Origin of the sequence: Pseudodesulfovibrio piezophilus C1TLV30 (assembly GCF_000341895.1) — a bacterium.
GTDB lineage: Bacteria > Desulfobacterota > Desulfovibrionia > Desulfovibrionales > Desulfovibrionaceae > Pseudodesulfovibrio > Pseudodesulfovibrio piezophilus.
Window position 1 is genome coordinate 1,715,566 of sequence record NC_020409.1, and the last position, 24,788, is coordinate 1,740,353.

At 52.0% G+C, this 24,788-nt stretch carries 14 protein-coding genes; 4 read left to right on the forward strand and 10 right to left on the reverse strand.

Features of this window, described 5'->3' with window-relative positions; genetic code table 11:
• Nucleotides 1-14: 14 nt before the first annotated feature.
• Nucleotides 15-2,402 carry an LPS-assembly protein LptD gene (locus BN4_RS08265; protein WP_015414927.1) on the reverse strand — a complete coding sequence of 796 codons (2,388 nt, stop codon included), beginning with the start codon at nt 2,400-2,402 and terminating at the stop codon, nt 15-17.
• A 12-nt stretch (nt 2,403-2,414) separates the two neighbouring features.
• Nucleotides 2,415-3,395: an ADP-glyceromanno-heptose 6-epimerase gene (gene rfaD, locus BN4_RS08270; RefSeq protein ID WP_015414928.1), complete on the reverse strand. Its 981-nt coding sequence runs from the start codon at nt 3,393-3,395 to the stop codon at nt 2,415-2,417.
• A gap of 242 nt (nt 3,396-3,637) precedes the next feature.
• On the opposite strand from rfaD, the gene BN4_RS08275 reads away from it, so the two are divergent.
• The 4 genes from BN4_RS08275 to BN4_RS08290 all read left to right on the forward strand — a co-directional run bounded on the left by BN4_RS08275 (nt 3,638) and on the right by BN4_RS08290 (nt 6,024).
• On the forward strand, nt 3,638-4,690 hold the full coding sequence (locus tag BN4_RS08275; protein ID WP_015414929.1) for an OmpA family protein: 1,053 nt from the start codon (nt 3,638-3,640) through the stop codon (nt 4,688-4,690).
• A 69-nt stretch (nt 4,691-4,759) separates the two neighbouring features.
• On the forward strand, nt 4,760-5,281 hold the full coding sequence (locus BN4_RS08280) for a hypothetical protein (RefSeq protein WP_015414930.1): 522 nt from the start codon (nt 4,760-4,762) through the stop codon (nt 5,279-5,281).
• Nucleotides 5,282-5,359: 78 nt separating this feature from the next.
• The gene (locus BN4_RS08285; RefSeq protein WP_015414931.1) at nt 5,360-5,557 is read left to right on the forward strand and encodes a YwbE family protein; all 198 of its coding nucleotides are present in this window, start codon (nt 5,360-5,362) and stop codon (nt 5,555-5,557) included.
• Between the two features lie 8 nt (nt 5,558-5,565).
• Nucleotides 5,566-6,024, forward strand: a complete 459-nt coding sequence (locus BN4_RS08290) for a YaiI/YqxD family protein (protein ID WP_015414932.1) — start codon at nt 5,566-5,568, stop codon at nt 6,022-6,024.
• Between the two features lie 69 nt (nt 6,025-6,093).
• Here BN4_RS08290 and BN4_RS17165 read toward each other — a convergent pair whose 3' ends face one another.
• The 8 genes from BN4_RS17165 to BN4_RS08330 all read right to left on the reverse strand — a co-directional run bounded on the left by BN4_RS17165 (nt 6,094) and on the right by BN4_RS08330 (nt 24,788).
• Nucleotides 6,094-8,232 carry a diguanylate cyclase gene (locus BN4_RS17165; RefSeq protein WP_015414933.1) on the reverse strand — a complete coding sequence of 713 codons (2,139 nt, stop codon included), beginning with the start codon at nt 8,230-8,232 and terminating at the stop codon, nt 6,094-6,096.
• A gap of 182 nt (nt 8,233-8,414) precedes the next feature.
• Complete coding sequence (locus BN4_RS08300; protein WP_015414934.1) at nt 8,415-16,601, reverse strand: Ig-like domain-containing protein; 8,187 nt, start codon at nt 16,599-16,601, stop codon at nt 8,415-8,417.
• Nucleotides 16,602-16,616: 15 nt separating this feature from the next.
• Nucleotides 16,617-17,921, reverse strand: coding sequence for an HlyD family type I secretion periplasmic adaptor subunit (locus BN4_RS08305; protein ID WP_015414935.1), 1,305 nt, complete (start codon nt 17,919-17,921; stop codon nt 16,617-16,619).
• Complete coding sequence (locus tag BN4_RS08310) at nt 17,921-20,044, reverse strand: peptidase domain-containing ABC transporter (RefSeq protein ID WP_015414936.1); 2,124 nt, start codon at nt 20,042-20,044, stop codon at nt 17,921-17,923. Before BN4_RS08310 ends, BN4_RS08305 begins: the two co-directional genes overlap by 1 nt.
• Nucleotides 20,041-21,675, reverse strand: coding sequence for an ABC transporter transmembrane domain-containing protein (locus BN4_RS08315; RefSeq protein ID WP_015414937.1), 1,635 nt, complete (start codon nt 21,673-21,675; stop codon nt 20,041-20,043). Before BN4_RS08315 ends, BN4_RS08310 begins: the two co-directional genes overlap by 4 nt.
• A gap of 182 nt (nt 21,676-21,857) precedes the next feature.
• Nucleotides 21,858-22,964: an HD domain-containing phosphohydrolase gene (locus BN4_RS08320; RefSeq protein ID WP_015414938.1), complete on the reverse strand. Its 1,107-nt coding sequence runs from the start codon at nt 22,962-22,964 to the stop codon at nt 21,858-21,860.
• Complete coding sequence (locus tag BN4_RS08325) at nt 22,957-24,417, reverse strand: sensor histidine kinase (RefSeq protein ID WP_015414939.1); 1,461 nt, start codon at nt 24,415-24,417, stop codon at nt 22,957-22,959. The genes BN4_RS08320 and BN4_RS08325 overlap by 8 nt, the downstream gene beginning before the upstream one ends.
• Nucleotides 24,417-24,788, reverse strand: a complete 372-nt coding sequence (locus BN4_RS08330) for a response regulator (RefSeq protein WP_015414940.1) — start codon at nt 24,786-24,788, stop codon at nt 24,417-24,419. Before BN4_RS08330 ends, BN4_RS08325 begins: the two co-directional genes overlap by 1 nt.

Genomic DNA, 24,788 nt, shown 5'->3' on the forward strand with positions numbered 1-24,788 from the left:
ATACCCTCCGGTATCTAGAAATTGAGGAGATCGAAACTCAGCCCAAAACGATTGTCGCCGGGTTTCTGCGAAAACGTGAAATGCAAGGTGTAGCACTCTGCGGCCCAGTCAAGCTGAAGCGTCCGCTCAAGATCCTGCTGGTCATTGAAGTCATGACGGAATCTGGCACCCAAGGCGAATACATCATTGATTTCCCATTTGGCACCAAGATCGATAATCGACAAGGTATCGTCCCTGTACCGCTTGTATTCATCAATTTCGGCCTGATAGTCGTACCCGATGGAAAATTCACCCAGTCCGTCCTTATGAAAACGAATAGTATTTTCCGCCTGGGTCATGCTGGCATTATAAGGAGAAAACCAAACCCGGCTAATGAGGTCCACATAGTCTTCCGGTCTGATTTTCAGCTCCGTCAGAATATCCGAGAAAGGACGTCGTGCATAGGTAGACAACTCATCTTTGCGGGATGCTTCATTCATATCGTAAGACTGCTCTATCCGAAACAACAGAAAATCCAGATAATCCGTGGCCACCGAAGCCTGCGGTCCATCTTGGATTCCCGGAGATAATACGACCTTATCCCGGCGGCGATCCAACACATTGGTGATGGAATACGTGACCTCGTTTTTCCCGGAAATACGGTCAAATTCATCAAAATAAGGAAGATGGTCCTGTCCGGTGATTGTCGGCGTATACGCGTAAGAGACTCGAGGCACGATAGAATGTTTGAGGCTGGTCCAACGCGATGTTCCGGCCAGGCTTGGAGATGCCGTCATGGTTTCATCAAGCGAGAAGACGCGGGTCATTTCGCTAAATGCCGTGAACCCGGCCTCCCATGTCGTTCGACTGCTGTAGCCGTCATCCGTGGCATTGGTGTTGATCTGGACATTCCGCCCGCCCGAGTCGACGATCGTCTGATTCCCATACCCCTCATGCGAGGTCAGGTTGTAGGACGTATGATCCGCCGATATCTCGGGAATGAACGTAAAGTAGTCCGTGGACATCGGCACCTTAATAGACGGGGTCACGCGCACACGGTGCCCGGTATCGCCCTTGTTCCTGGTGAAATAATCATATTTTGTTTCAGCTGAAACTTCGATGGGTGTTCCGGCCAACTTCTGCTGAAAGAGAAAGGCCTCCAATTCAGGCAGGGTCTGTACCGTAGTATTGTCGTCCTCATCGCCATTCCCGTTCATGAATTCGAGATTCTCGGTAAACTGCGCTTTCCCGGCAAGCCCGAATCGATCCCAACTTCGAGAAATCAGAGCCGTGGAAGTGCGAGTGAAATCATCCTTGTTGTCGATATCACGCCCGAAAGTCTCAAGAAAATTCTCCCGAGTCTTGTCAAATCCGTTTTGCCCATCCTGGAAATCCCGAAGGTAATTCTGATCCGAAACCACATCCACATCAAGTTTGACTTGCAACTCAGGGCTTCCCAGCCAACCATCATACTTTCCGCGAACCCACCAACGGCTCCTGTTAGGTCGGGTCAATCCATCGTCCTGGTAGTCATCCCACTCGTCGGATTCCGAGACAGCCCGCTTGGTGTCCTTGAGAAAATCAGCCATCCACAATCCCTTGGAAGAGGCATCTTCGGTATGCCGAAATTCAACACCCTGCATATACCCACGCCTGGACATGAAATTCTGGTAGAAGGTGGCGTCGGTTTCATCATCAATAACCCAATAATACGGGAGATTTGTTTGAAAACCGAGTTTGTCGCTGGAAGAGAGGCTTGGCATGAGAAAACCGCTTTGCCGATTCTTGCGGCCCGGCAAAGACATATATGGCCAATAAAAAACCGGAACATTCTTGATGCGAAAGGCCGAACGATACAACCGGACATTCCCGTCCAGTTCAATGTCGCCTTCCTCGCTGGTGACCGACCATGCGGGTCTGTCTCCCTCGCAGGCCGTCACCTTGGCATTCTTGAAAGTATATGAGTCGCCCTTGGCCTTGCCCACACGCTCGGCTTCAACATAAATATGGGGCTTGGTCATGAACAATTTACCGTTCTTGAGCCAGCCGGTCATGTTATTGAGGTCGAACTCCCCTTCATCCGCCTGAAGAAAGTCGCCTCCCCAGTGCGCCCGGATATTTCCTTTGAGAAAAACCCACCCCGTGGATTGATAATAGCGGGCAAAATCCGCTCGCAACTGATCTTCACCCATGGACAAGGTGCAGTTGCCGAATGCCTCAACGTACTCGCTGGTGTAGTCGCCGACCACCCGGTCGGCGGAAAACACCCACTCGTCACTGGCCGGCACTTTCTTCGGAGCCTCGGGCACATATCGTCTGACCTTGTACAGCAAAGGATTTTTGCCGAGCAACGTCAAAGGCAGGGCCAGAGTGAAGGCCAATGCCAACACCGCCATTAATGCTATGGAGCGTTTACGCCTCAAAAAAACCTCTGACTAGCGAGACATGAGATAGGAGTTGTCTTTGTCCAGATAGTTCCGCACATAATCGGCAGCACCATCTTCAAGCGAAGTCATGACAACATCGCACCCGGCCTTGGTCAGCTTGTCCATATTGGCTTCGGTAAAATATTGATATTTATCCCGAATAGACTCAGGCATTTCAATATATTCAAGATTCGGCTCCCGGTCCATGGCGGCAAACACTGAATTCGCCAGATCATTCCAGGTACGGGCCGTACCGGTTCCGATATTGAAAATACCGTTTGTGTCCGGGTTCTCCAGAAACCACGCCATGATGTTGACGCAATCCTTGATGTAGACAAAATCCCTTTTCTGCCCGCCGTGAGGATATTCCTCGCGATACGATTTGAAGAGCTTCAGCTTCCCTGTCTCCAGTATCTGCTTGTGTGCCTTGCAGATGACGCTTCGCATGTCATCCTTGTGAAATTCATTCGGCCCATACACATTGAAAAATTTGAGGCAGACAATCTTGTCGAGGATTTCCCCCTGCTTGGCCCAGATATCGAAAAGCTGCTTGGAGTATCCATACATGTTCAGAGGACGCAACCGATCTATTCCCTCGTGGTCATCATTGAACCCAAACTCGCCATTACCGTAGGTGGCGGCGCTGGAAGCATTGATGAACCGGGCATCGTGATTGAGGCAGTGACGGCAGACATACTGGGTGTAACGATAATTGTTTTCCATCAGGAAGTCGGCATCCAACTCCGTGGTGGCCGAACACGCCCCCATATGGATGACCGCATCAGTATCGAATGCGTCTTCTCCTTCCAATATGAGCTTGAGAAATTGATCCCTATGCAGATAATCCTCATACCGCAGTCCAACGAGATTATTCCATTTCTCACTGGTCGAAAGGTTGTCGACGACCAGGATGTCATCAATACCCATCTGGTTGAGCTTCCAAACCATGGCGCTGCCGATGAACCCTGCGCCGCCCGTAACTATATACATGCACACTCCTTCGCTGCACTGAAAACACCGTCAAAAGAAACGGTAAACGCTTCTTTATACTGTGTTCACGCGTGAGACGCAACCGAAGTTCACATCTCAATCCCAGTCACGAAAAGTTCGCTCTATAACGTGTTTTTTCGTGCCCCCCCCTTGCGTGGGTCTGTTCTGTCGCGTATATAAGGCAAATGAAGCTGATCACTATTGCCACACTTGAAAAATAATTCCCAAAGGAGAGAGGACTCATGAAACACCTGAACAAGCTCTTACTGACATCTTTTATCGCCATGTTGGCAGTGACCTTTGCTCTGGCGGCCCCTGCCAGTGCAAAAAAGGTCAAGAGAATCGACAACTTCATCTACTTCCTTGACCAGTCCGGGTCCATGGCACAAAAAGACGATGCCACGGGCAAGCTCAAGATCGACATGGCTGTGGAGACCATGCAGGCCATGACCAAAACGGTTCCGGCCCTGGATTATACATCTTCCATGTTCCTGTTCGCTCCCTTTGAAGAAGCCTCCCAACCCGGAGTTTTTAACAAGGCAGCCCTCATGGATGACGTTTCCGATGTCAGCACCGATTTCGACATCTTCAATCGCCAGACAGCCATGGGTAACGGTCTCATGGACATCGACCCCGTCATCTCCGGCCTGTCCGGCACGACCGGATTGATCATTTTCACCGATGGAGACTCCAATCTCGGCGCCGACCCCGTGGCCCAAGCCAAAGCCTTGTACACCAAGTATGGCAATGACCTGTGCATTCATGTGGTCAGCTTTGCAGACACCAATCGCGGCAAAATGATCATTGACGAAATCCGCGGTCTGTCTTCCTGCTCTGAAGTTGCTGATTACAATTCGCTCATGGCCCCCGGTGCCATGGATGCATACGCCAAAAAGGTCTTCTATGCAGAAGAAGCTGAAGCTCCGGCCCCGGCCCCGGTTCCGGCTGTCTCCACTGCCAAGGAAACCATCACCTTCAGCCTGAACTTCGGCTTTGACAAGGACGCCATCACCGACGAAATGATTCCGGTTCTGGAAGAAGCCAAGGCCATTCTTGATGAAGACATGAACGCAGAATTCGAAGTTGCCGGACACACTGATGCAACGGGGCCCACCGCTTATAACCAGAGTCTCTCCGAACGCCGCGCAGCTTCGGTCATGACATGGCTTGAGAACGCCGGCGTCTCCGCCTCCCGTCTCGAAGCAAAAGGATACGGCGAACTGAGTCCCAAGTATGACAACGGGACCAAGGAAGGCCGCAAGCTCAATCGTAGGGTTGAAATCCAGACCAAGTAAAGGTATGTTCCATTCGGCTGGGCGGCACTGCCGCCCAGCCTCATAGCCTTGGCCAAAGGATCTACCATCATGCATAAAACTGTTTTCATTTTCTTTTTTGCGATATTTCTCAGTTGTTGGGGGAGTCTCCCCAACGTACTGGCTGCCGATGCCGAAACCCCCGACGCACCGGTCAATGTGGCTATCGCCACTCCGGGGTTGGGTGAAGTTCCCGTTGCCAGCACCAATCTCCCTGTCTTTCTCGATCAAGACCTCGCCAACAAACACGCCAATTTTTCCCGCTTCGCCAAATCCAAAGTCTCGACTCTCAATCGCAATCACCGCATGTCACGCAGCCGTATGCAGATAATCAAACAGGCAGACGGCACATACCGTGCCCGGTATCACAAAATCGATAGCAATTCATTGGTCTGTAAAGTCCGCCGATCCAAATCGAAGACCATTCCTTTTGTCGGTGTTCTTTCTTTCAAGGAAGAAGTCTTTGAAGCAATTGCCGATAGCCCGGATGCCTGCAAAAAAGCGGAATTCTCACCCGTTTCAATCATTCCGAACCGTCATATTTTCAGTTATAAGAAAGGCCTCTGGCAATAGCCGGATTTCACAGCCACAATGATTGCGGGCCACACGGTCCGCTTTTTTTGTGCCTAGACCTCCACACAGGAAGTTTTTATGGATGGCAGCACACGCAAAAATCTGAAACCCGGCATGCGGGTCAACATCGTCCTCAAAAAGGACCAACGAACCGGCACACTCACACAGGGCATCATTAAGAATCTCCTGACCAAATCTCCCACTCATCCGCACGGCATCAAAGTTCGTCTGGAAGACGGGCAGGTCGGGCGAGTCAAGGAAATCCTCGAAGACTAGGAAGGACCATGCAAATATGGGTGGACGCCGACGCGTGTCCGAACATCATCAAGGACGTTTTATACAAGGTGGCACAGAGACGTGATATTCAGCTGACACTGGTAGCCAATTCACCGCTCTCCGTCCCTCAATCCTCACTCATCAGTACAATCCGGGTTGGAGCGGGATTCAATGTGGCCGACCAGGAGATCATTGACCAAGTCGGGCCTGGCGATCTGGTCATTACAGCAGATATCCCCTTGGCTGATGCCATAGTGGATAAAGGGGCAACCGGTCTGAATCCTCGAGGGGAAGTCTATACCGAAGAAAATGTGAAGGGACTTCTGCGCATGCGCAATCTTATGGAAGAACTTCGAAGCGGCGGCATGGTCTCTGGCGGGCCTGCTCCCATAGGACCAAAAGACAGGCAGGAATTCACCAATCAGTTGGACCGATACCTCACCCGACAGGCAAACAAACAAAACTGAACAGCAGGCAGCCTGCCTTACAGACTCCCCACCATCTCGGCCCCTCTCTTACGTGAAGAAAGCTTCGAGTCAGGCTGTCTCTACTCTGTTCCGTCCCTTTTGCTTGGCCTGATACATGGCCATATCCGCACGATTAAACAGATCATCAAAACTCTCTTCCCCATGGTTGCAGACAGAAATTCCCATACTCACTGTGAATCGAATTGTTTCACCACTTTCATGCTGCAACTCGACCTGCTCAATGGCGGCCCTGATGCGCTCCGCAGCACCAACGGCTCCCTCCAGCGGAGTATCAGGTAACATAAGCAAAAATTCCTCACCGCCAACCCGCCCGAGAATATCCACCTCGCGAACACAGGACAGGACAGTCGAAGCAAGAACTTGCAGCACCTCATCACCAAAAGCGTGTCCATAGGTATCGTTGATATTCTTGAATTTATCCGCATCAAGCATCACCAGAGATATTGGGGAGCCACTTCGCTTACTGTGTTTCAGTTCATACTCGGTCATTTCAATGAAGGTTCTGCGATTAAAAAGCCCTGTCAGTTCGTCTGTGGAGGCAAGTTGTGCCAACTTTTCTTCCGCTTTTTTCCTTTCCGTAATATCACGTAGAACTCCCACAGCATAATAGGAGTCTCCCACCTGAAAGGCACTGACCGACCTCTCGACCGGAAAGTATTCGCCGTTTTTTCTGATGGCGGGAAGCTCAGAAATGGAATCAAGAACCGGCCCTTTTCCGGATTGCGCAAAATGATGAAGCCCCTCGAGTGCTGGTTCGATGTATTCGGGAGGAGTGATCAATTCATGCATTTTCTGCCCAAGGGCCTCTTCATTGGTCCACCCGAAGACTTTTTCCGCGGCCGGACTCCAAAAAAGGATTGTGTCCTGACTGTCTATCATAATGTACGGATCATATGTGGCCTCGGCCATGGCCTGAAGTTTTGCCTGCTCGGATTCAAGGGCATTCACGATCTCTCTTTGTTCTGTAATATCATGAATGGTACCGAGAAAACGGGTTGGCTCTCCTTTTTCATTACGAAGGTGTTTTCCCTGTCCCTGAACAAACCGAACTCCTCCATCCGGTCGAAGGATTCTGTACTTCAATGAAAAAGCATTTTCGCCCTTGGCAGATTGTCGGTAGGCCTCTTTCACCCGCACAAGGTCATTCGGGTGCACCTTTTGAAGAAACCCCTGCTCTGAGGGGACGAACTCATCCTTGGATACGCCAAAGATATTATAGACTTCATCTGACCACCAGAGAGTTTTCCGGCGTAAATCCTGCTCCCAACTTCCAAGGTGGGCGAAGGCCTGTGCTTCTCCGAGCTTTTCCTTCACATTCTGAATTTCGATACGATGCCGTATGTCCTTGTAACTCAGGAAAAGTCCGATAAGAAGAAGTCCCCCCATGAAAAGATGAATAGAGAGGGAGTAAGGGGACTCTTCCGGCCACCCACCAACAGGAAGCGCCGCTATCTGCCATGACCCCGAAGGGAAAAACACATCAACCAAAACCGGATCGCCAGTGGGATCAAAGAGCGACTCTCTTCCCCAGAAGACCTCACCCTCGGCACCTTTGCCATCTATTCCTCGAATGGCAATTTTCAGCCCGGAAAGAGCATTTATATTGACGCTTTCGAAAAGGCGATCCATATCGATCACAGCCGAAACAATACCCCAGAAGGAATCTTCCCCTTCCACATTTTCCTTGTCGTTCTGCCTGACAAAGACGGGAGTACGCCCAATAAGTCCACTCCCTCCCTGAACAAGATCAAGAGGACCGGCAACAATAATACCACCGCTCAACCAAGCCAGCTGTACCTGTGGCCACTGCTTTGGCAAACTTCGATAATTGACACCCAGCATTTTTTCATTCCCGGCACGTGGGTACATGTAAGCCATGATGAAGTCGGGTGCTGCTCCGATATTTTTTAAAACAGGTGAGATGCGTAGCGCATTTTCGGCATAGAGCGCGAATTCTTTTTGCGTGAATGTCGGATGGATTGAAATATGATTTGCCATCCCCTGTATAAGAAGTAGACCGCTGACAATCTCTTTTTCCAATCCGAATCGAACTGGAGATAATTCTTGTGTAATTTCAACAACTTGCTGATTTCGATATCGATATAAGGCTGTTTGCTGAACCACTATATCCATTATGAGGATCAAAATCGTCACGAAAGTGATTTGAAGAAAGGACCGGATCTTCAAGGCAGATTCTCCTGCTCGGCATATTCGTAAGGGTGCACATGATCACAATTTCCACATGTGGTAAACTTATTATGCTGCCTGCACTGTGTTTTCAAATTATTATATAATTTTTCATCATGGCAACAGAAAGTCACTCCCAAACCGGAGCCTCCCCCCATCTCGACCGTCTGGCTCCACAGAGTTTATTCTTCCGGCGGCATGATCTGTTCTATAATAGGATCGAGTAATTCCGTATTATCCGCAGCTCCGAGATCCCCATCGTTTGTGACGGGTTCTTCGAGAAGCGAATTATCCAGACTGTCGGCAATCATGTCCTGCCCGTTCAGAGTATGATCCAAAGCCTGGGCTAATGTTGCATCCGACCCATCATTCGTCTGGGTACCAAGACCGAGAATATCCGTATACAGTTGGGCCTCAGTGCTCAATCCGAGATCAACGGAAAGGACTTCCACACTGACATTCTCAGTCAAGGTGATGCTTGAACCATCCTGTTCTACAGTGGCTTCAACAGTCAAATCGAGCAACCCGGTAAACCCCTCGGGAGGATTCAGCGAAAGCCCCGGCACTTCGTCGGAAGAAAGCGTCCAAGATCCTCCCCCATTGTCTTGCCCTGCCGTCAAGCTGCCACCGTCAGGAACACCTGAAATCGTCACTGTAAGCAACTCGCCCGGTAAATCTGTCTGCGCATCTATGGAAAGAGCGATAGGCTGGTCCTGATCGCCCAAAACATCGAGTACCGAAAATGTCGGCACATCAGGATCACCAATGACATCAACATTCAATGTCACTGTCGTGGAAGCCTCCGAAGAACCATCCAGAGCTGTTGCCGTGACTGTCAGGTCAAAATCTTCAGCGCTGTCAGGAGGCGGGGTCAAGGTCAATCCGTCAAGATCGGCCGCAAGCAGTGACCATGAACCATCGGGATTCTGTGTCCCGGCAGACAACGTCGCGTCTGTCGGCACACCTTCGATCGTTATTTCAAGAAGCTCTGAAGTATCCAAAAGGGATGTCTGAATATCCAAGGAGATGGCTGTATCCTCAAGCCCAACAGCCGGAAGAACAACAAGATTCGGCGTGTCCGCAACGGGCAGGATGGAGAGCGGCAGGTCAACCACAACCTCGGCTTCGGCCGCACCATCAAGGGCCGTGGCTGTCACTGTCAGGGTGTAATCCCCACTCTGATCCTCGGCCGGGAAGAGACGAAGGCCATCAAGATCGGCCGCAAGCAGCGACCACGAACCATCAGGATTCTGTGTCCCGGCAGACAACGTCGCGTCTGTCGGCACACCTTCGATCGTCACTTCAAGCACTTCAGAGGTGTCGAGCAACGCAGCCTGAATATCCAAGGAGATGGCTGTATCCTCAAGACCCACTGCCGGAGCGACAATCAGATTCGGCGTGTCCGCAACGGGCAGAATGGAGAGCGGCAGGTCAACCACAACCTCGGCTTCTGCCGCACCATCAAGGGCCGTGGCTGTCACTGTCAGGGTGTAATCCCCACTCTGATCCTCAGCCGGGAAGAGACGAAGGCCATCAAGATCGGCCGCAAGCAGCGACCACGAACCATCGGGATTCTGTGTCCCGGCAGACAACGTCGCGTCTGTCGGCACACCTTCGATCGTCACTTCAAGCACTTCAGAGGTGTCGAGCAACGCAGCCTGAATATCCAAGGAGATGGCTGTATCCTCAAGACCCACTGCCGGAGCGACAATCAGATTCGGCGTGTCCGCAACGGGTGTAATGGAAAGCGATAAATCAGAAATGGTTTCTGCTTGAGAGGCTCCATCCTGAGATGTTGCCGTCACAGTAATTGTATAATCTCCACTCTGGTTATCAGCCGGAGTCAAGGTCAATCCAGGAAGATCTTCCGGTGCCAGAGTCCACGATCCATCCGGATTATTTATCCCGGCGGAAAGGGATGCTCCTTCCGGCAACTGAGAGAGAGTCACACTCAGAACTTCCGAGATGTCAGTCAAGGAAGCCTCGATATCCAACGGGATAGTCGTATCTTCATCACCGGTCGCAGCGTCCACAATTAACGTTGGCGCATCGGCCACGGGCGTAATACTCACATCAAAAGTTGCCGAAGTTTGAGCAGTCTCACCCGTCTCAGGTTCCGTGCTTGTGGCTGTGACGCTCAGCGTATAGTCACCACTCTGATTTTGGTCGGGAAGAAGTGTCAATCCAGGCAGGTCCGAGGCGGAAAGAGTCCACGATCCATCACTATTCTTCGTCCCGGCAGAGAGCGTTGCTCCTGCCGGAAGATCGGAAACCGACACTTCAAGTATTTCACCAGCATCACTCACGCTGGCCTGAAGGTCGAGCGGGATGGCCGTGTCTTCATCGCCCACCACGGATTGTGGGGAGAGATTCGGATTATCAGCCACAGGAATCACCTCGACTGAGAAATCAGTTCCTGTCGAAACAGAGTCGCCATCAGCTTCCGTTACGACTATTTCAGCATGGATATCGATACTTCCCGAGAAATCCAGAGGAGGTGTGATGGTCAAATCAGGAAGATCTTCCCCCTGCACAAGCCACGATCCATCACCCTGAACCACTCCGGCAGAGAGAGATGCCCCTGCGGGAATACCCGTCAAGACAGCAGTAACCGTCTCAGAACCATCCGTATCGATAGAAGAATAGCTGAGTTCAATAGGAATGGCCGTGTCTTCATCGCCACTCGTACCGATGGAATCGACCGGAACGTCATCAGCCTCGCCCTCCACACTAACCGTCACCGCCTGAGTGGAAACAGCAACCTCACCAGTGGACTCCTCAAGAGTATACACCGAAAGGGTCAATTCGAAATCCCCGCTCGCATTGGGGGGAGGTGTAAAGGTCAACCCGTCAAGTTGTCCGGGAGTAAAAGTCCATGATCCGTCTCCATTGTTGATACCAGCAGAAAAAAGACTGTCAGTCGGGACACCTGAAAGCGTTAACGACGTTGTCTCCGACCCATCGGTATCCACAAGATCAACATCAATATTCAATGGAATGGCAGTATCTTCGAGACCGGATGCATCCGTCACCGAGATACTTGCCGGATCAGCCACGGCCTGTATGCTGACACCGAGATCACTGGAAAATGAGGATTGCGTTCCGTCGGACTCCTCAACCACGGCGTCCACGGTGAACGAGAAATCCCCATGCGCATTTTCAGGCGGCGAAAACTGAACTTGATCCAATTGATCCGGTCCCACCTCAAACCGCCCGTCACCCAAATCTGTGGCCCCGAGAATCGTCGCCCCCGAAGGCAGATTGCTAATGACGACCGAGGTTATCTGTTCCGATCCGTCCGTCACATTGACATTGAGGTCCAAAAGGAATGGTGTATCTTCAGTACCTTCCGGATTCCCCAAGCTGATCTGAGGACTATCAACAACCGGGTCGAGGGTGGCAGTCACAACGGTACTGGTCTGTTGTGTCAGGCCATCTTCACCGGTCTTGGCTATGGAAACAGTAAAATCAAGCGCACCGGCAAAATCAGCGGGTGGCGTTATTTCAAGATTCTCCAGCAAGGAGGGATCATCGCCAGAGATAACCCACTGATCGTTAACTGGATCATAGTAGCCGGTATTCGGCCGCGCCCCTTCCGGGAGATTGCTGATGATGACGCCATACTGGCTGCCACCTGTCCCGAAATCAGCCGAAATATCCACGGCAAAAGGCGAATCTTCGGACCCGGTCGGCTGGTTGACCTCAAGCGTCATGGGGGTTCCGATTATACTTCCATCAATAATGGTTCCCGGATCCGGCAAGCCGCCGCCCAAAAGATCACCACCCAAATCGATCGACGCCGAAACCTGTAAGAGCACACTCTCGGAAGTCACGGCAGTATCTCCGTTTTCCGCCTCGGTGGAAACCGCGTGGAGCGTGGCCAACAAAGTTGTGCCCAACGCGAGAGTATCAGAAGACAGGCTCAAACCGTCGAGTTGATCCTCGGTCAACAGATAGGAACCGTTACCAAGGTTGATGCCTGCCGACGGTGCTACATTCAATCCTAGAAATCCTGAAAGAATGAATGAGAGAGACTCAGAACCATCGGTGTCTGTCAAAGAAGCCTCTGCACCAAGGTTCACAAGCCCCAACAGACTGGTTGTTTCCAGAAGAGGCGCGTCAGCCACAGCATGAACTTCAACATGCAATTGTCCTTCAGAGACAACCGTGGCACCGCCCGACTCCTGAATGGTCGCCTGGACCGTCAAATCGAAATCAACATCCGAGTTCTCTGGCGGAGTGACCGTCAAGCCCGCAAATTCACTGGGAAGTATTCTGAAGACACCGGGATTATCCGGGTCTTCCGTTCCGGCAGAAAGAGTCGCCCCCACGGGCAGCCCGGAAACATCGACCCACAAGACCGTCTCCGAACCATCTGCATCAGTCAGCCCTGGGTCTACATTGAGCGCAATGGCGGTATCTTCAAGCCCTCCGGCAGTTCCATAGGATGCCGAACCGCCGACACTACCGCGATCGGTCTGGTCCACAACCGGATCGACCGTCACCGGAACGCTATACTCTTCCTGCGATTGTCGTCCGTCATCTTCCTGAACGACAACTGTCACACTCAGGTCAAAAGTACCGGAATAATCGCTCGGAGGAGTCACAGACAGAGTCGGCATGTCTTCAGCGGAAACAGCCCAACGACCATTGCCGATAAAAGTACCGGCACTCAGACTCGCTCCGGCGGGAATATTACTCACAACATAGCTGATTGTCTCGGAACCATCGGTGTCAGTGGATTCTGCCGTAAAATTGAGTGAGATGCTCGTGTCTTCATCCCCCCGCGCTCCCTCCATGGTCACGATCGGAACATCAGGATCACCTTGCAGAGAAACATTGATGTCTTGCGGAACGGAATACACTCTGTCGCCATCGGCCTCGATAGCCAGGGACCGGGCCGTCAGGGTAAAGTCGACGTTGGAATCAGGTGGAGGTGTCATTGTCAGAGAATCGAGATCACCGGAAGGAATCAACCAGTTCCCGTTATCAAGCATGGTTCCGGCAGAGAACGTTGCTCCCTCAGGCACTCCCGAGAATTCGACATACAGACTCTCCGAACCATCCGCATCCTCCAATTCGGCACGCACAGTCAGTGCAATTTCCGTATCTTCTGTTCCTTGAACATCAACCACCGTGATTTCGGGGATATCCGCTACCCCGGTAACACCGACGGTGAATCCGGCAGTACGAGAAACCGTGTCGTTATTGGATGATTCCGTGGACGTCGCGGTAAATTCCAGCGCTATTTCCCCGGAAAAATGCTGTGGCGGCGTCAAGGTCACTGTTCCGAGATCAGCCGGGTCAATGGTCCATGAACCATCACCGTTATCGGTCCCACTCGAAAGGGATGCCCCGGCAGGCACACCTGATACCGTGACCTCCAATGTTTCGGAAAGATCAGTATCCGTCAGTTGGGCAAGAAGATCGAGTTGCACGGGAGTATCTTCAAGGGTCGTCACGTTGTTCGCCGTAATGATCGGCGCATCCGCGACAGCCTCAAAGGTGACATCAAAACTGCGAGAGGTCGTTCTGGTGCTCCCGTTCTCCGGTTCCAACGTGGTCACGTCAAAGCCCAAATTCACTGTTCCCGAATAATCCTGCGGCGCTCGGATTGACAAACTGTCCAGGCTCTCAGCCGGGACTGACCAATCACCGCCCAAATCAGTCCCGCCGACAATGGAAAAGCCTTCAGGAACACCAGTAATCACAACACTCTCAATGACTTCAGAGTCATCTCTCACCGAAGCTGATAAATCGAGAGGCACATCATTGTCTTCATCCCCTGACACATCCCTTGCACGGCTTCGCGCCGCATCAGCAACAGCATTGACCGTCACGCTGACCGGCTCCGAGGCAGTGGCTATATCTCCATCGTTTTCAGTAGCGAGGGAGGTGACTGTGATGTCGAAAGTGCCACTGTAATTGGAAGGCGGACGAACATACAGATTCCCGATATCTTCGGAAGAAACATCCCATGAACCATCCGGGTTCTGTGTCCCAACATTGAGACTTGCCCCTGTCGGCAGATCGGTAATCGAGAAGGAAAGGGACTCCGAAGAATCCGTATCTGTCAACGCTCCTCCTGCCTGAACCTGAATCCAGCTGTCTTCGTTGCCTTCGGCATCAATGGTGGTCACTGTTGGCGTGTCGGCAACTCCGGTGATACTCACAGGAAGCATCGCCACACTCTGCGCGGTACTTCCGTTGGGTTCACGAGCTGTCGATGTCACGGTCAAGGTGAAGTCAACATTGCTGTCCGCAGGCGGTGAAAGGATCAAGCCTTCCAGATCCGCAGGAGCCAAAGACCACGAGCCATCTCCATTGTCTGTTCCTGCTGAAAGCGTCGCGCCTGCGGGAAGTCCTGACACAACAACATCGGTAATACTCTCGGTTCCGCTCGTATCAGTGACACTGGTTTCAATCGTCAACGCCATGCTCGTATCTTCACTGGATACGGCAGGAATCACGGTCAGAGCAGGGGTGTCAGCCACGGCATTCACGGTCACAGGAACCACAGCGGTCACGACGGCGGTCTCTCCCCCCACGCTCTCCGTACTGGTCGCTTCCACCGTAATATCGAAATTTCCCTTGTAATCACGAGGCATGGTCATGGTCAGCCCGGAAAGCTGCGGTGACGTAAGCGTCCATGAGCCATCGCCGTTATCGGTCCCTGCGCTCAGAGATATCCCGTCAGGAATCCCGGAGAGGTTGAGGGAAAGCGTTTCCGAACCGTCCGTATCCACAAGACTGGAAGCTATATCGAGTTGAACAGGAACATCTTCGCTGCCCACAGCCGCACTGGTGCTCAATGTCGGCGCATCAACCACAGCCGCGACATCCACCCGTAATGGAGCCGAAGTCGTAGCCGTATCACCATTGGCATCAGTACTGGTGGCCGCGACTGTCAAATTAAGTGAACCGGAAAAGTGCTCCGGCGGCGTGATCGTCAGGTCGGTGAGTTCTTCGGCGGTCAGGGTCCAGGTGCCGTCGCCGTTGTCCGTGCCTGAGGAGAGTGTCGAGCCGTCCGGGATGTTGCTCACCACCACGCTGATGGTTTCCGAGCCGTCCGTGTCGGTCAGGGCTGCCGAAATATCAAGGGCAATGCTGCCGTCTTCGCTGCCAGTGGCATCGGACACGGTCACGTCCGGGGCATCTGCCACCGGCGTGAAGGAGCCGCTCACCGAGCTGGTGCTCGAGGCCGTGCTGCCGTCGGATTCCGTGGTAATGGCCGTGACGGTCAGATCCACGTCACCCGAGAAATCCGCCGGGGGAACCAGTTCCAGCCCGGACGCCTCGTCCGAAGTCAGGGTCCAGGTGCCGTCGCCGTTGTCCGTCCCCGCTGTCAGGCTGAACCCGTCGGGAATGTCCGAAACAACATAGGTCAGCGTCTCCGAGCCATCCGTATCCGTCAGGCTACCGGAAATATCAAACGGCATATTCTGGTCTTCCGTCGCCTCGCCAAGGCTCGCCGTGAAGTCCGCTTCATCGGCCACACCGATGACATCGACCGGCAAGTCTTGTTCAACTGACGCCGTGGAGCCATCACTCCCCGTACTGGTCGCTGTCACGCTCAATGTGAAGTCTACATTTGAATCAGGAGGAGGACTCAAGGTCAGTCCGTCAAGGTCCTCGGCTGTCAACTCCCAAACACCATCACCAAGATCTGTTCCTGCTGAAAGAACCGCTCCTTCCGGCAGACCGGAAATCAGAATGGAAAGCGTCTCCCCGCCCTGGTCTGTGTCCTGAAGAGTCGCTTCAATAATCAAGGGGACCGTGCCATCCTCATTGACCTGAGCCAATTCCACGTTGAGAGCCGGAGCCTGGGCAGTGGTAATGATCGGATCTTCACCCTCGGTCACAATGACATCCGCAGGGGGAGCCTCCGGAGCGCTCTCTTCGGTCTCTCCATCTGGTGCAGCCAAACTCACGTCAGGATCAGTACCTTCATTCCTGAGCACTGATGATGAGGAAGATGGCGCGGCCTGTGTGGCTCCGCCCGGTGCCGCTTGAGCTTCGGGAGGAGCTGCCGCATCTCCTGGTTGAACTGCATCGGCTTCAGGAGCAGGGGCTGCCTGGCTTTCAGGAGTTTCCACTCTGTTCACGGCAATGGGATCAGTCCCTGGAGCCGTATCAGCGGCAGCGCCTTCCCCCTCGGAGAGAAGCGACTCGTCATCCTTGCGACTGCCAAAAGGTTGTTCGTCGTCACCGGTCAACAACCCTTGTTGAGGGAATTCTTCGGCCCTGAGCTTTTCGGCATCTTCCGAGGCCTGGCGCGCCCCTTCAGCTGCCTGCTCATCCTGTTGTTCTCGCAGGCTTTCTTCGTCACCATCCGGAATGGGGATATCGTTGACGTTATCATCGGCCATGGCAAACCTCGTTTGTTATCTTTCCTGAAATCCCTTGCTGGCCATCGTAAAGACCGGCTTCAGCAAGTATTGGAAAACAGTTTTTTCTCCCGTAATAATATCAACCTCGGCGGTCATGCCGGGAAGCAACATACTTTTCCCCGGTATGCTGCCAAGATATGATCGTACAGGCGTCACCTCTCCAACATAATACAATTCCCCGTTGGGACCCGTAAAAGTAGATGGACTGAGCTTGGTCAAAGTGCCTTCCAAAACGCCATATCTGGAGTAATCATAAGTATCGACCCTGATATTCACAGACTGCCCGGCATGAACAAAACCGATATCTCGCGGAGAAACTTGGACCTGGACAACAAGGTCCACATCCAGCGGAACAATCTCCGCAATGACCTCACTCGGATTGACCACTGCTCCCGGACTGGTAAACATCAACGACTTGACGATGCCCTTTGTGGGAGAGGAAATGAGCAGACGATCAAGCGAGGTCTGACGTTCATTCAACCGCTGCCGATTCTCAGCAAGTTCGGACAACATCTGTGCTCGTTTTGTCTGAGCTGCCGTGAAAAGGTTTTGGCGAACCCGCTCCTGATTCTCACGAACCTCACGAATCTCCTTGCGAAGAACCTGCCGCATCCCTCGCAACTCAGCCATTTCCTTTTGAAATTCAGATTCACGCTGCTGAGCCCCGAGCAATTCAACCCGTGAAGCAACACCTTTCTCCTTGAGTTTTCTGTACATTTCGGAAATCTCAGAGGAGGCCTTGAGCTGCCTTTCAAGAACCGGGAGTTTCTTCCTGACCGCATTCAGGGATTGTTGTTTCTGTTCATACTGTTCATGCCAGGCTCGCACTTCCGCCCTGAGTTCGGCTCGTTGGGCAATAAGAATCTCCATCTGCTGCTCAACAAAAAGCGGATAATTCTCTATCCACTGCGAGAAATCAGGATCGCGCTCATTGACAAAAGCTTTGAGACGTTCTGCTTCCAACTCCAGAAACACCATCCGGGACTGGAGCTGATTGACATCAGTCTCGGTTTGCAATGGTTCAAAACGGATAAGAGGTTCCCCTTTTTCAACGGACTGCCCTTCCTTGATAAGGATATCAACTATCTGACCACCCTCCAGACTCTGTACCAGTGAAATCTTCCCGTGGGGTTCCACTTGTCCACGGGTTCTGGCGACCTCCGGAATCTTGGCCACAAAAGACCAGGCCAAAAGCGACAGGATAAGGAGGGCCACCAACCATGCGACACCACGCACCGGAGAGGGGCGACGATGCGGCATGATAGCTCGTTCTCGAAACATACTCTTGTGCTTGCTCATTAGTTGGACTCCTGCGAAGTAGTGATAGTGGCGGATGTGGTCTTGGGAGCGGGTGGCGGTGTCGGTTTGCCAAAGCTGATCGGCATCCCCTGGTCCAGAAGCAGGACCTTGTCACACCGAGCCAAGACATCTCGATCGTGGGAGGAAATCAGGACAGTCTTCTCACCTCGGAACTCATCGAGCAGCTTGTAAAAATTTTCCTGGTATCTGGGATTATGGAAAATGGGTTCATCCAAAAGCAATATTCTGGGATTCTTGAGAAGTGCCCTGGCAATGCAAATTGCCTGCTGCATATCGTGTCCCACCCGGATACCGCGATCCAGATACATGAAGGAGTCAAGCCCTTCCGGAAGGGTATTGACAAGTGATCCTGCTCCCGCTTTCTCCAGAGCGTGCAAGAGTTCCTCTTCCGTGGCGTCAGACTTGGCTATGAGAAGATTACTCCGCAACGTTCCTCGGAACGGGATATCGTTTTCAGGCAAAAACCCGAGCCAGGAGCGGACATCTTCGGGATGGAACTGCCGAAGGTCTCGCCCGCCGATCAGGACACTGCCACCCTGTGGCTGAATAAGACCAGCAACGGTTTGCAGGAGAGTGGTCTTTCCCGCTCCATTGGGACCGGTCACACCAATGACCTCTCCCTCCTCTATCTGGATTGAAACACCGGCAAGAGCGGGTTCGCCATTTGAGGTATGCCGGAACACAACCCGGTTGAGAGCAACTGTCGGCGGAAGATCCTGCAATGGAGAAACCAGAGACGCATCAAGATTCTCTCCCTGAAGTTCCATGAGCCTATCCATCTGCCGGGCGGAATGCCGGAGTTGGAAATAACGGCTGAACGCAGTCCCCAGAGTCTGGGTCGGACCGGTGATCCGCCAGATGAACATCATTGACCCGATCATCGCTCCAGGCGTGATGGAACCCTCAAGAACCAACCACATTGCCACGGCCAGTGTCGCCAGCGCCGTACCCGATGACATAATCCTGGAAAGGATGCGGAAGCTCGCGGAAATCAGGGCGTAATTTCTGTTTGCAACTGCGGACCGAGCCATTACCCTGGAATAATTATCAATCCACCGCTCTTCCAGACCAACACCAATCAGACCTCTTAATTTATCAATGGTATCCTGCTGAATAGCGCTCCTTTCACTGTTGAGCTTGGCTGCCTTTCGCATAGCCCTGTCTTCAAGCATACTCAGAAAGGGGATCGTCATGCAGTAGAGGATCAATGCTGTCAGAGGCACCAGAGCCAGGCGTCCGCCCATGACCCCCACGGCACCGAGATACAAAAGGATAAAAGGTGCATCCAGTAGCGTTGTGGCAAAGTTTCCCGAAACAAATTCCCGAACCCGTTCCAGGTCACGGAGACGCAAAAGGTGCGCATCCGTACTGCTTTTTGTCAGAATAGTTGTTGGTAGACTGAGAATCTTCCCGAAGGATTCTACCCCTGAGAGATAGGCCAGGCGTCCTCCGGCGTATGTCAGCAAACGGGACCGGACCAGCCGAAAAACCATGCCGAAGATTACGGCTATCGACACACCACCGCCAAGGTAAAGCAAACCGGTTGAAGAATGGGCCGGGATGGCTCTGTCATAGACATAGCGCGTGAAGAACGGGAGTGCCAATCCAACAACATTAATGAAGAAACTCGCGATGACAGCCCCGGAAACCTGACTCCAGAGACCGGAGACTGTCCAGGAAAGCCAGGAACCTTGAGCGGCTCCTGAAGCCAGATCGACTTTGGGAAAAACCAGGATGACAACGCCAGAACGAGGCGGATCGCTTTCCGGGGTCAAAACGGTCACAGTCTCCCCGGTCACATGGATGGCTGGAGTACTCAAGTCACCTATTTCCTTTGCGGAAAGGACTTCAGTATCATACCCGAGCCTGGCAAGAATATCCCGAAGGTCTTCAAAGCCGAGTGGCGTCCCTAGCGGCAAGGCGGACAAGAACTCCTTGGCCGATCCGTGCCAGCAGATCGAAGCAAGAACGCTGACCAGTGCATCAAGATAAGGCGAAGGTGGCAGATTTGCATTTTCCAGGGCAAAGAAAAAGTTTCCCTGACAGGATATTTCATCTTCGCAAAACTCCAGAGGGTGCATTTGATGGAAGCGTAAACTCATGCCACCACCTCCATTGCTTCTGATTTGACGGTAACCGTACAATGTTCATCAAGCTTCAGTGAGTGTTCGAACACTGTTCGTAAGGTTGAATCTGTCGGAAGCAGAAGGATTGTCGGCCCTTCCACCTTTTGGAGCATCTGGGCAAGCAACTGTTTTCCTGCAAGGTCTATCCCTTCATCTGCTTCATTGAGGAAAAGCAGGACTGGGTCCTGAGTCAAAGCCCGAACTATTGCCATGCGTTGGATGGTCCCCATTTCGAGCGGTCCACCCACGACATCACCGACCTGGGTTCGAAAGCCGTTAGGCATGGAATGGATAAATTTTGTCAATCCGACCTGATGAGAAAGCTCAATGGCCTTCAACTCCCTGGAAGGCTGATACAACGTCAGATTGTCCATAATGGAGCCTCGGAACACCTGACTTCGGCGCGTCACGAATGCCACGGCGCGGCGATAGGTATTTCGGGCATAATTGGGCAGAGGATAATTGCCGACCAACACCTGTCCCTTGTCAGGCTGACGGCTCCCGATAAGCAAGCCCATGAACATCGGAAGGCTCGCCCCCATGGAATTACTCAACATGAACTTGCTCCCAGAAGGAATATCCATGTTGAATGTATACAGATTATCCCCCCGAGAAACCTGTGCATCCTTCATGACTATGGAACCGTCTTCAGGGGCCAATTCGGAATCAACAGAAAAGGTATGATCTTCTTCGAGTTCCCAGAATTCATCCACGCGGTCCCGTGCCACCCAAATTCGTTGCAGATGTGGCCAAAGCCCCATCAGAGCGACGACCGGGCTAAGACTCCGCCCTGCGAGGATAGTACAGGCAGCAAGCCCGCCTGTGGTCAATTGGCCGTCCATAACGAATAAGGCTCCCACTACCACGGTCGCGATGGTGGTCAGTCCGCCAAGGAGCGAAATACAATCGGAAATAGTATGTCCTAGCCTGTCGAGCCGAGTGCGTTCCACAATCAGGCTCTGTGATTTATGACGGAAAATACGCAGCATCAATCGCTCACCTCCCAGGCATTTGATGGAGGAAAGCGTATTGAGAATATTAGTTATGAAATTCATCCTGTCGTCATCGGTCTCACTTGTCTTCCGTGACGCCGTTCGCAGGCTTCTTCCCGCTATCATTGTCGAGAGAATGGCCACCACATAGATTGTCAGTGGAACAAAAACAAGGTTCCCTCCGATATACCATATCGCCCCGAGGAAAAGCAGAGTAAAAGGCAAGTCGAACATGACCAGAAGGGTCTGCCCGGAATAGTGTTCACGCATACTCGCAATATCGGCAAGTCGCTGTTTGAGTGCCCCACTTCCCATATTCAACGCCTGGGCCAGATCGCACTCAAAGAGCTTGCGCATGGCCAGCAGCGCTGATGAATACTCAAAAAATTCCCCGTAAAGGGAGAGTATATATGTTCGCATGAACCGGAATATTCCTTCGATAACCAGTGCCACAATGGCCCCGAGAAAGAGCAATGCGGCCGTACTGAGGGCGGAATTTGGCAGAATGCGATCATAGACCTGAAGCAGGACGATCGGGACCGCCAGACTCAAAAGGTTTATCAGGAAACTGAGGATGGTGATATCAAGACGTATTCCAAAAGTGAGTGTTTTCATGGGGTATCCTGGCTTGATGGCTCCATTGCAAAAAAAGATGGCACTTTAAAAATTTTTACGCATACTCCTTTATAGTTGATATGAGAAGTGCACTGCCATTATAATCAAAAACCGCATTGTTCGTGACGTTACATGTCACAAACAATACGGTTTTGTAGATAAACGCGATGGGATGAAAGGGGTCAGGCCATGGAATCCCCTTCGAAGCAATAAAGGCCATGGCATTCCTCATCCAAAAAGGTGTCCTTGATATGCATTATTTTATCTAAAATTCTCATAAACGCGTCCGAGACATCTGGGTCGAAATTGGTTCCACGCATCCCTGCCATGATTTCCAATGTTTTATCCACCGAGAATGCCTCCTTATAGGGTCTGGGAGACAGCAGTGCATCAAAGACATCGGCAATGGAGACAATCCGTGCTGCAAGAGGAATCTTCCGGCCCGCCAGCCCTCGGGGGTAGCCTTTCCCATCCCACCGTTCATGGTGGTTAAGGGCGATAACCTCTCCGAGCCTCAAAATACCGGAAGGATCACCCTCAAGAATACGGGCACCGATAGTGGTGTGTCTTTTCATGATTTCCCATTCGTCCGGGTCCAGTTTGCCCGGCTTGAGCAGGATTCTATCAGGAATACCGATCTTGCCGATATCATGCAGTGGCGCGGCATACAGGATATGCTCGGCAACCGTATCGGAAAGGCCCATCTCGAGCGCGATAGCCGCAGAGTAATGACTCATGCGCTGAATATGCGCCCCTGTATCCTCATCCTTGAATTCAGCTGTCCTGGAGAGACGAAAGATCGTCTGGAGTGAAGAGGAACGAAGCTTTTCGAGAGCCTTGGAAAGCTGTGCTGTCTTGCGTTCGACCTCTCGCTCAAGCTCTTGATGATAATGTATCAACTGTTCTGAATAATCCTTCAACTTGACGAGAGTCCTGACTCGTGCCAGCAGTTCAGTCCTGTCCACCGGTTTTGTCAGAAAATCATCGGCTCCGGACTCCAGGGCCTGCACTCTGTCGGACACATCATCCAGGCTGGTGACCATGACCACGGGAATGATACCGGTTTGAGGGTTTTCCTTGATCTGCTTTGTCGCAACAAACCCGCTGATCCCCGGCATCATGACATCCATGAGAATGACAGCCGGGGAATATTTCACAGAGAACTCGACCCCTTCGTACCCATCCTTGGCAAGTTTCACGGAATACCCTTCAGGTATAAGCAATGCCTCCAGAAGTCGGCGGTTGCGGTCCTCATCATCGACAACCAGGATAAGTGGCCCGTCAGACATTTTTCATCTCCTCTCTCCCCTCACCTGTGGGGCGACATGTTCCTGACAAAGGAACTGCCATATGAAAGCCGAAACTTGCATCAGCCTCATTTTTTTCGCACCAAACCCGTCCATCATGAAGTTCTGCATATTTTTTGGCCAAAACCGGGCCAATTCCCAATCCGGGACCGGCCCCGTAATGAATTCCCGAAAAAGGTTCGGTAATATCCGAACACGCCAAATGGCTCACATCCGTCTTCGAAAGGGTCACGGTCAGAGACAGCCAATCCCGACTATCTTGTTCCGCCAAAAATTCAGCCGGAGGCAGGGAGGACTCCAAATTCACATGAAGATGAGCACCCTCCGAGGCCATACGAATGGAAGTATCGATCAAATACAATATGGATTGGTGAATCTTGTTTTGATCAAGTGCCATCATCGGTAATCTTTCAAGATCGGAACTCAAGATAATCCCACATTGTAACGCGCGCTCCTTGACCAGGGAAAGAACCCGACTCACGATCTCATCAGGCAGCACCGGGCGGCAATCTAGTGATAACCGCCCTGCTTCCACTCGGGCCAGCGCAAGAATCTCATTGACCATTTCATTGAGAAGCTGTGCGCTCTGTTCGATATCCTTGACATACCCTCGCTGTTTTTCATTCAGCTCCCCGTAGTATCTGTCCGTCAGTATTTGTGAAAAACCCAATATCGAATTGAGCGGTGTCCTGAACTCGTGACTGACACTGGCTAGGAACAGGGCTTTGACCTGAATGGCGGACTCCGCTTCTTCCTGTGCGGCTTTCAGCTCTTTATTAGCGTCGGCCAGCACCTGAACATGGCGGTGTTCACGATAAAAAACACCATTCCAGATGCCGAGCAAAAATAAAATCCCCCCCCCCAACAGGGCATTCCTCTGGATATGATGACCCGAATTCTCATCACCGTCATGTACCCGTGAAAGGTGATTTTGTGACATTTCAACAGCGAGCTTAAACCGCTCCCTGAGACTCTTGTACTCATCGGAAACAAGAAATGACGCAAAAGCAGACCCCACAGAAGAACCATTCAAGAGAGAAACTTCCAACTCCTCAAGCTGTCTGAAGGATGTGACGACATCATGCAAAATCCCCTGTTCCGCCACGGGAATTTTCTCGATCTGAGCCAAAACATTCACCATGCTCGCTTGCAACCGGGCTATGGAAGGGGACTGCTCTCCCTCTTTCATTTCTCCCGAATTCACTATGGCCGTATGGAGTTTTTCTTCGAAATATCGAAGATCGCTCATCACCAGTAAAGCCCTAATCTCTGCATCAAGATGCTCATCATATCGTCGTTCCATATCAACGATAAAAAAAATTCCCAGAAAGACGATGGAGATGGACAGAATCAACCGTCCCCACAAGGTGACGAAAAGAGGGGCCTCAAAACCGAAAAAAAGACCTCGTGAGGAAATTCTTTGCAGAATACCCATCAGGCTGCCCCGAGATATTCATGCAGAAGCGCAACCAATCGACGCGTATCTATCGGTTTTGTCATCAGATCATTACAGCCGGAAGCACGAATCTCGCTTTCCTCAGTCGGAAGAGAATACGCCGTGAGAACAATTATGGGGATGGAATTGTTGGAGGGCAATGCTCGTATTCGCTTGATAGCTTCCAACCCATCCATCACCGGCATCTGAATGTCCATGAAAATAAGATCAGGATGCTGTTCTTCGGCCATGATGACCCCGTCCAGCCCGTTCATTGCCTCCAGGGCCTGGTAACCCAACGCTTCCACAAGGTCTCTTACCAACTTCAGGCTACGGGGATCATCCTCAACAACAAGAACTTTTTTCGACAT

Coding starts and splice junctions, on each gene's coding strand:
- rfaD (WP_015414928.1), bottom strand. CDS start 3,395: ATGTATATAGTTACGGGCGGCGCAGGGTTCATCGGCAGCGCCATGGTT.
- BN4_RS08285 (WP_015414931.1), top strand. CDS start 5,360: ATGGATGGCAGCACACGCAAAAATCTGAAACCCGGCATGCGGGTCAAC.
- BN4_RS08280 (WP_015414930.1), top strand. CDS start 4,760: ATGCATAAAACTGTTTTCATTTTCTTTTTTGCGATATTTCTCAGTTGT.
- BN4_RS08310 (WP_015414936.1), bottom strand. CDS start 20,044: ATGAGTTTACGCTTCCATCAAATGCACCCTCTGGAGTTTTGCGAAGAT.
- BN4_RS08290 (WP_015414932.1), top strand. CDS start 5,566: ATGCAAATATGGGTGGACGCCGACGCGTGTCCGAACATCATCAAGGAC.
- BN4_RS08330 (WP_015414940.1), bottom strand. CDS start 24,788: ATGTCGAAAAAAGTTCTTGTTGTTGAGGATGATCCCCGTAGCCTGAAG.
- BN4_RS08315 (WP_015414937.1), bottom strand. CDS start 21,675: ATGAAAACACTCACTTTTGGAATACGTCTTGATATCACCATCCTCAGT.
- BN4_RS08325 (WP_015414939.1), bottom strand. CDS start 24,417: ATGGGTATTCTGCAAAGAATTTCCTCACGAGGTCTTTTTTTCGGTTTT.
- BN4_RS08320 (WP_015414938.1), bottom strand. CDS start 22,964: ATGTCTGACGGGCCACTTATCCTGGTTGTCGATGATGAGGACCGCAAC.
- BN4_RS08305 (WP_015414935.1), bottom strand. CDS start 17,921: ATGAGCAAGCACAAGAGTATGTTTCGAGAACGAGCTATCATGCCGCAT.
- BN4_RS08275 (WP_015414929.1), top strand. CDS start 3,638: ATGAAACACCTGAACAAGCTCTTACTGACATCTTTTATCGCCATGTTG.
- BN4_RS08300 (WP_015414934.1), bottom strand. CDS start 16,601: ATGGCCGATGATAACGTCAACGATATCCCCATTCCGGATGGTGACGAA.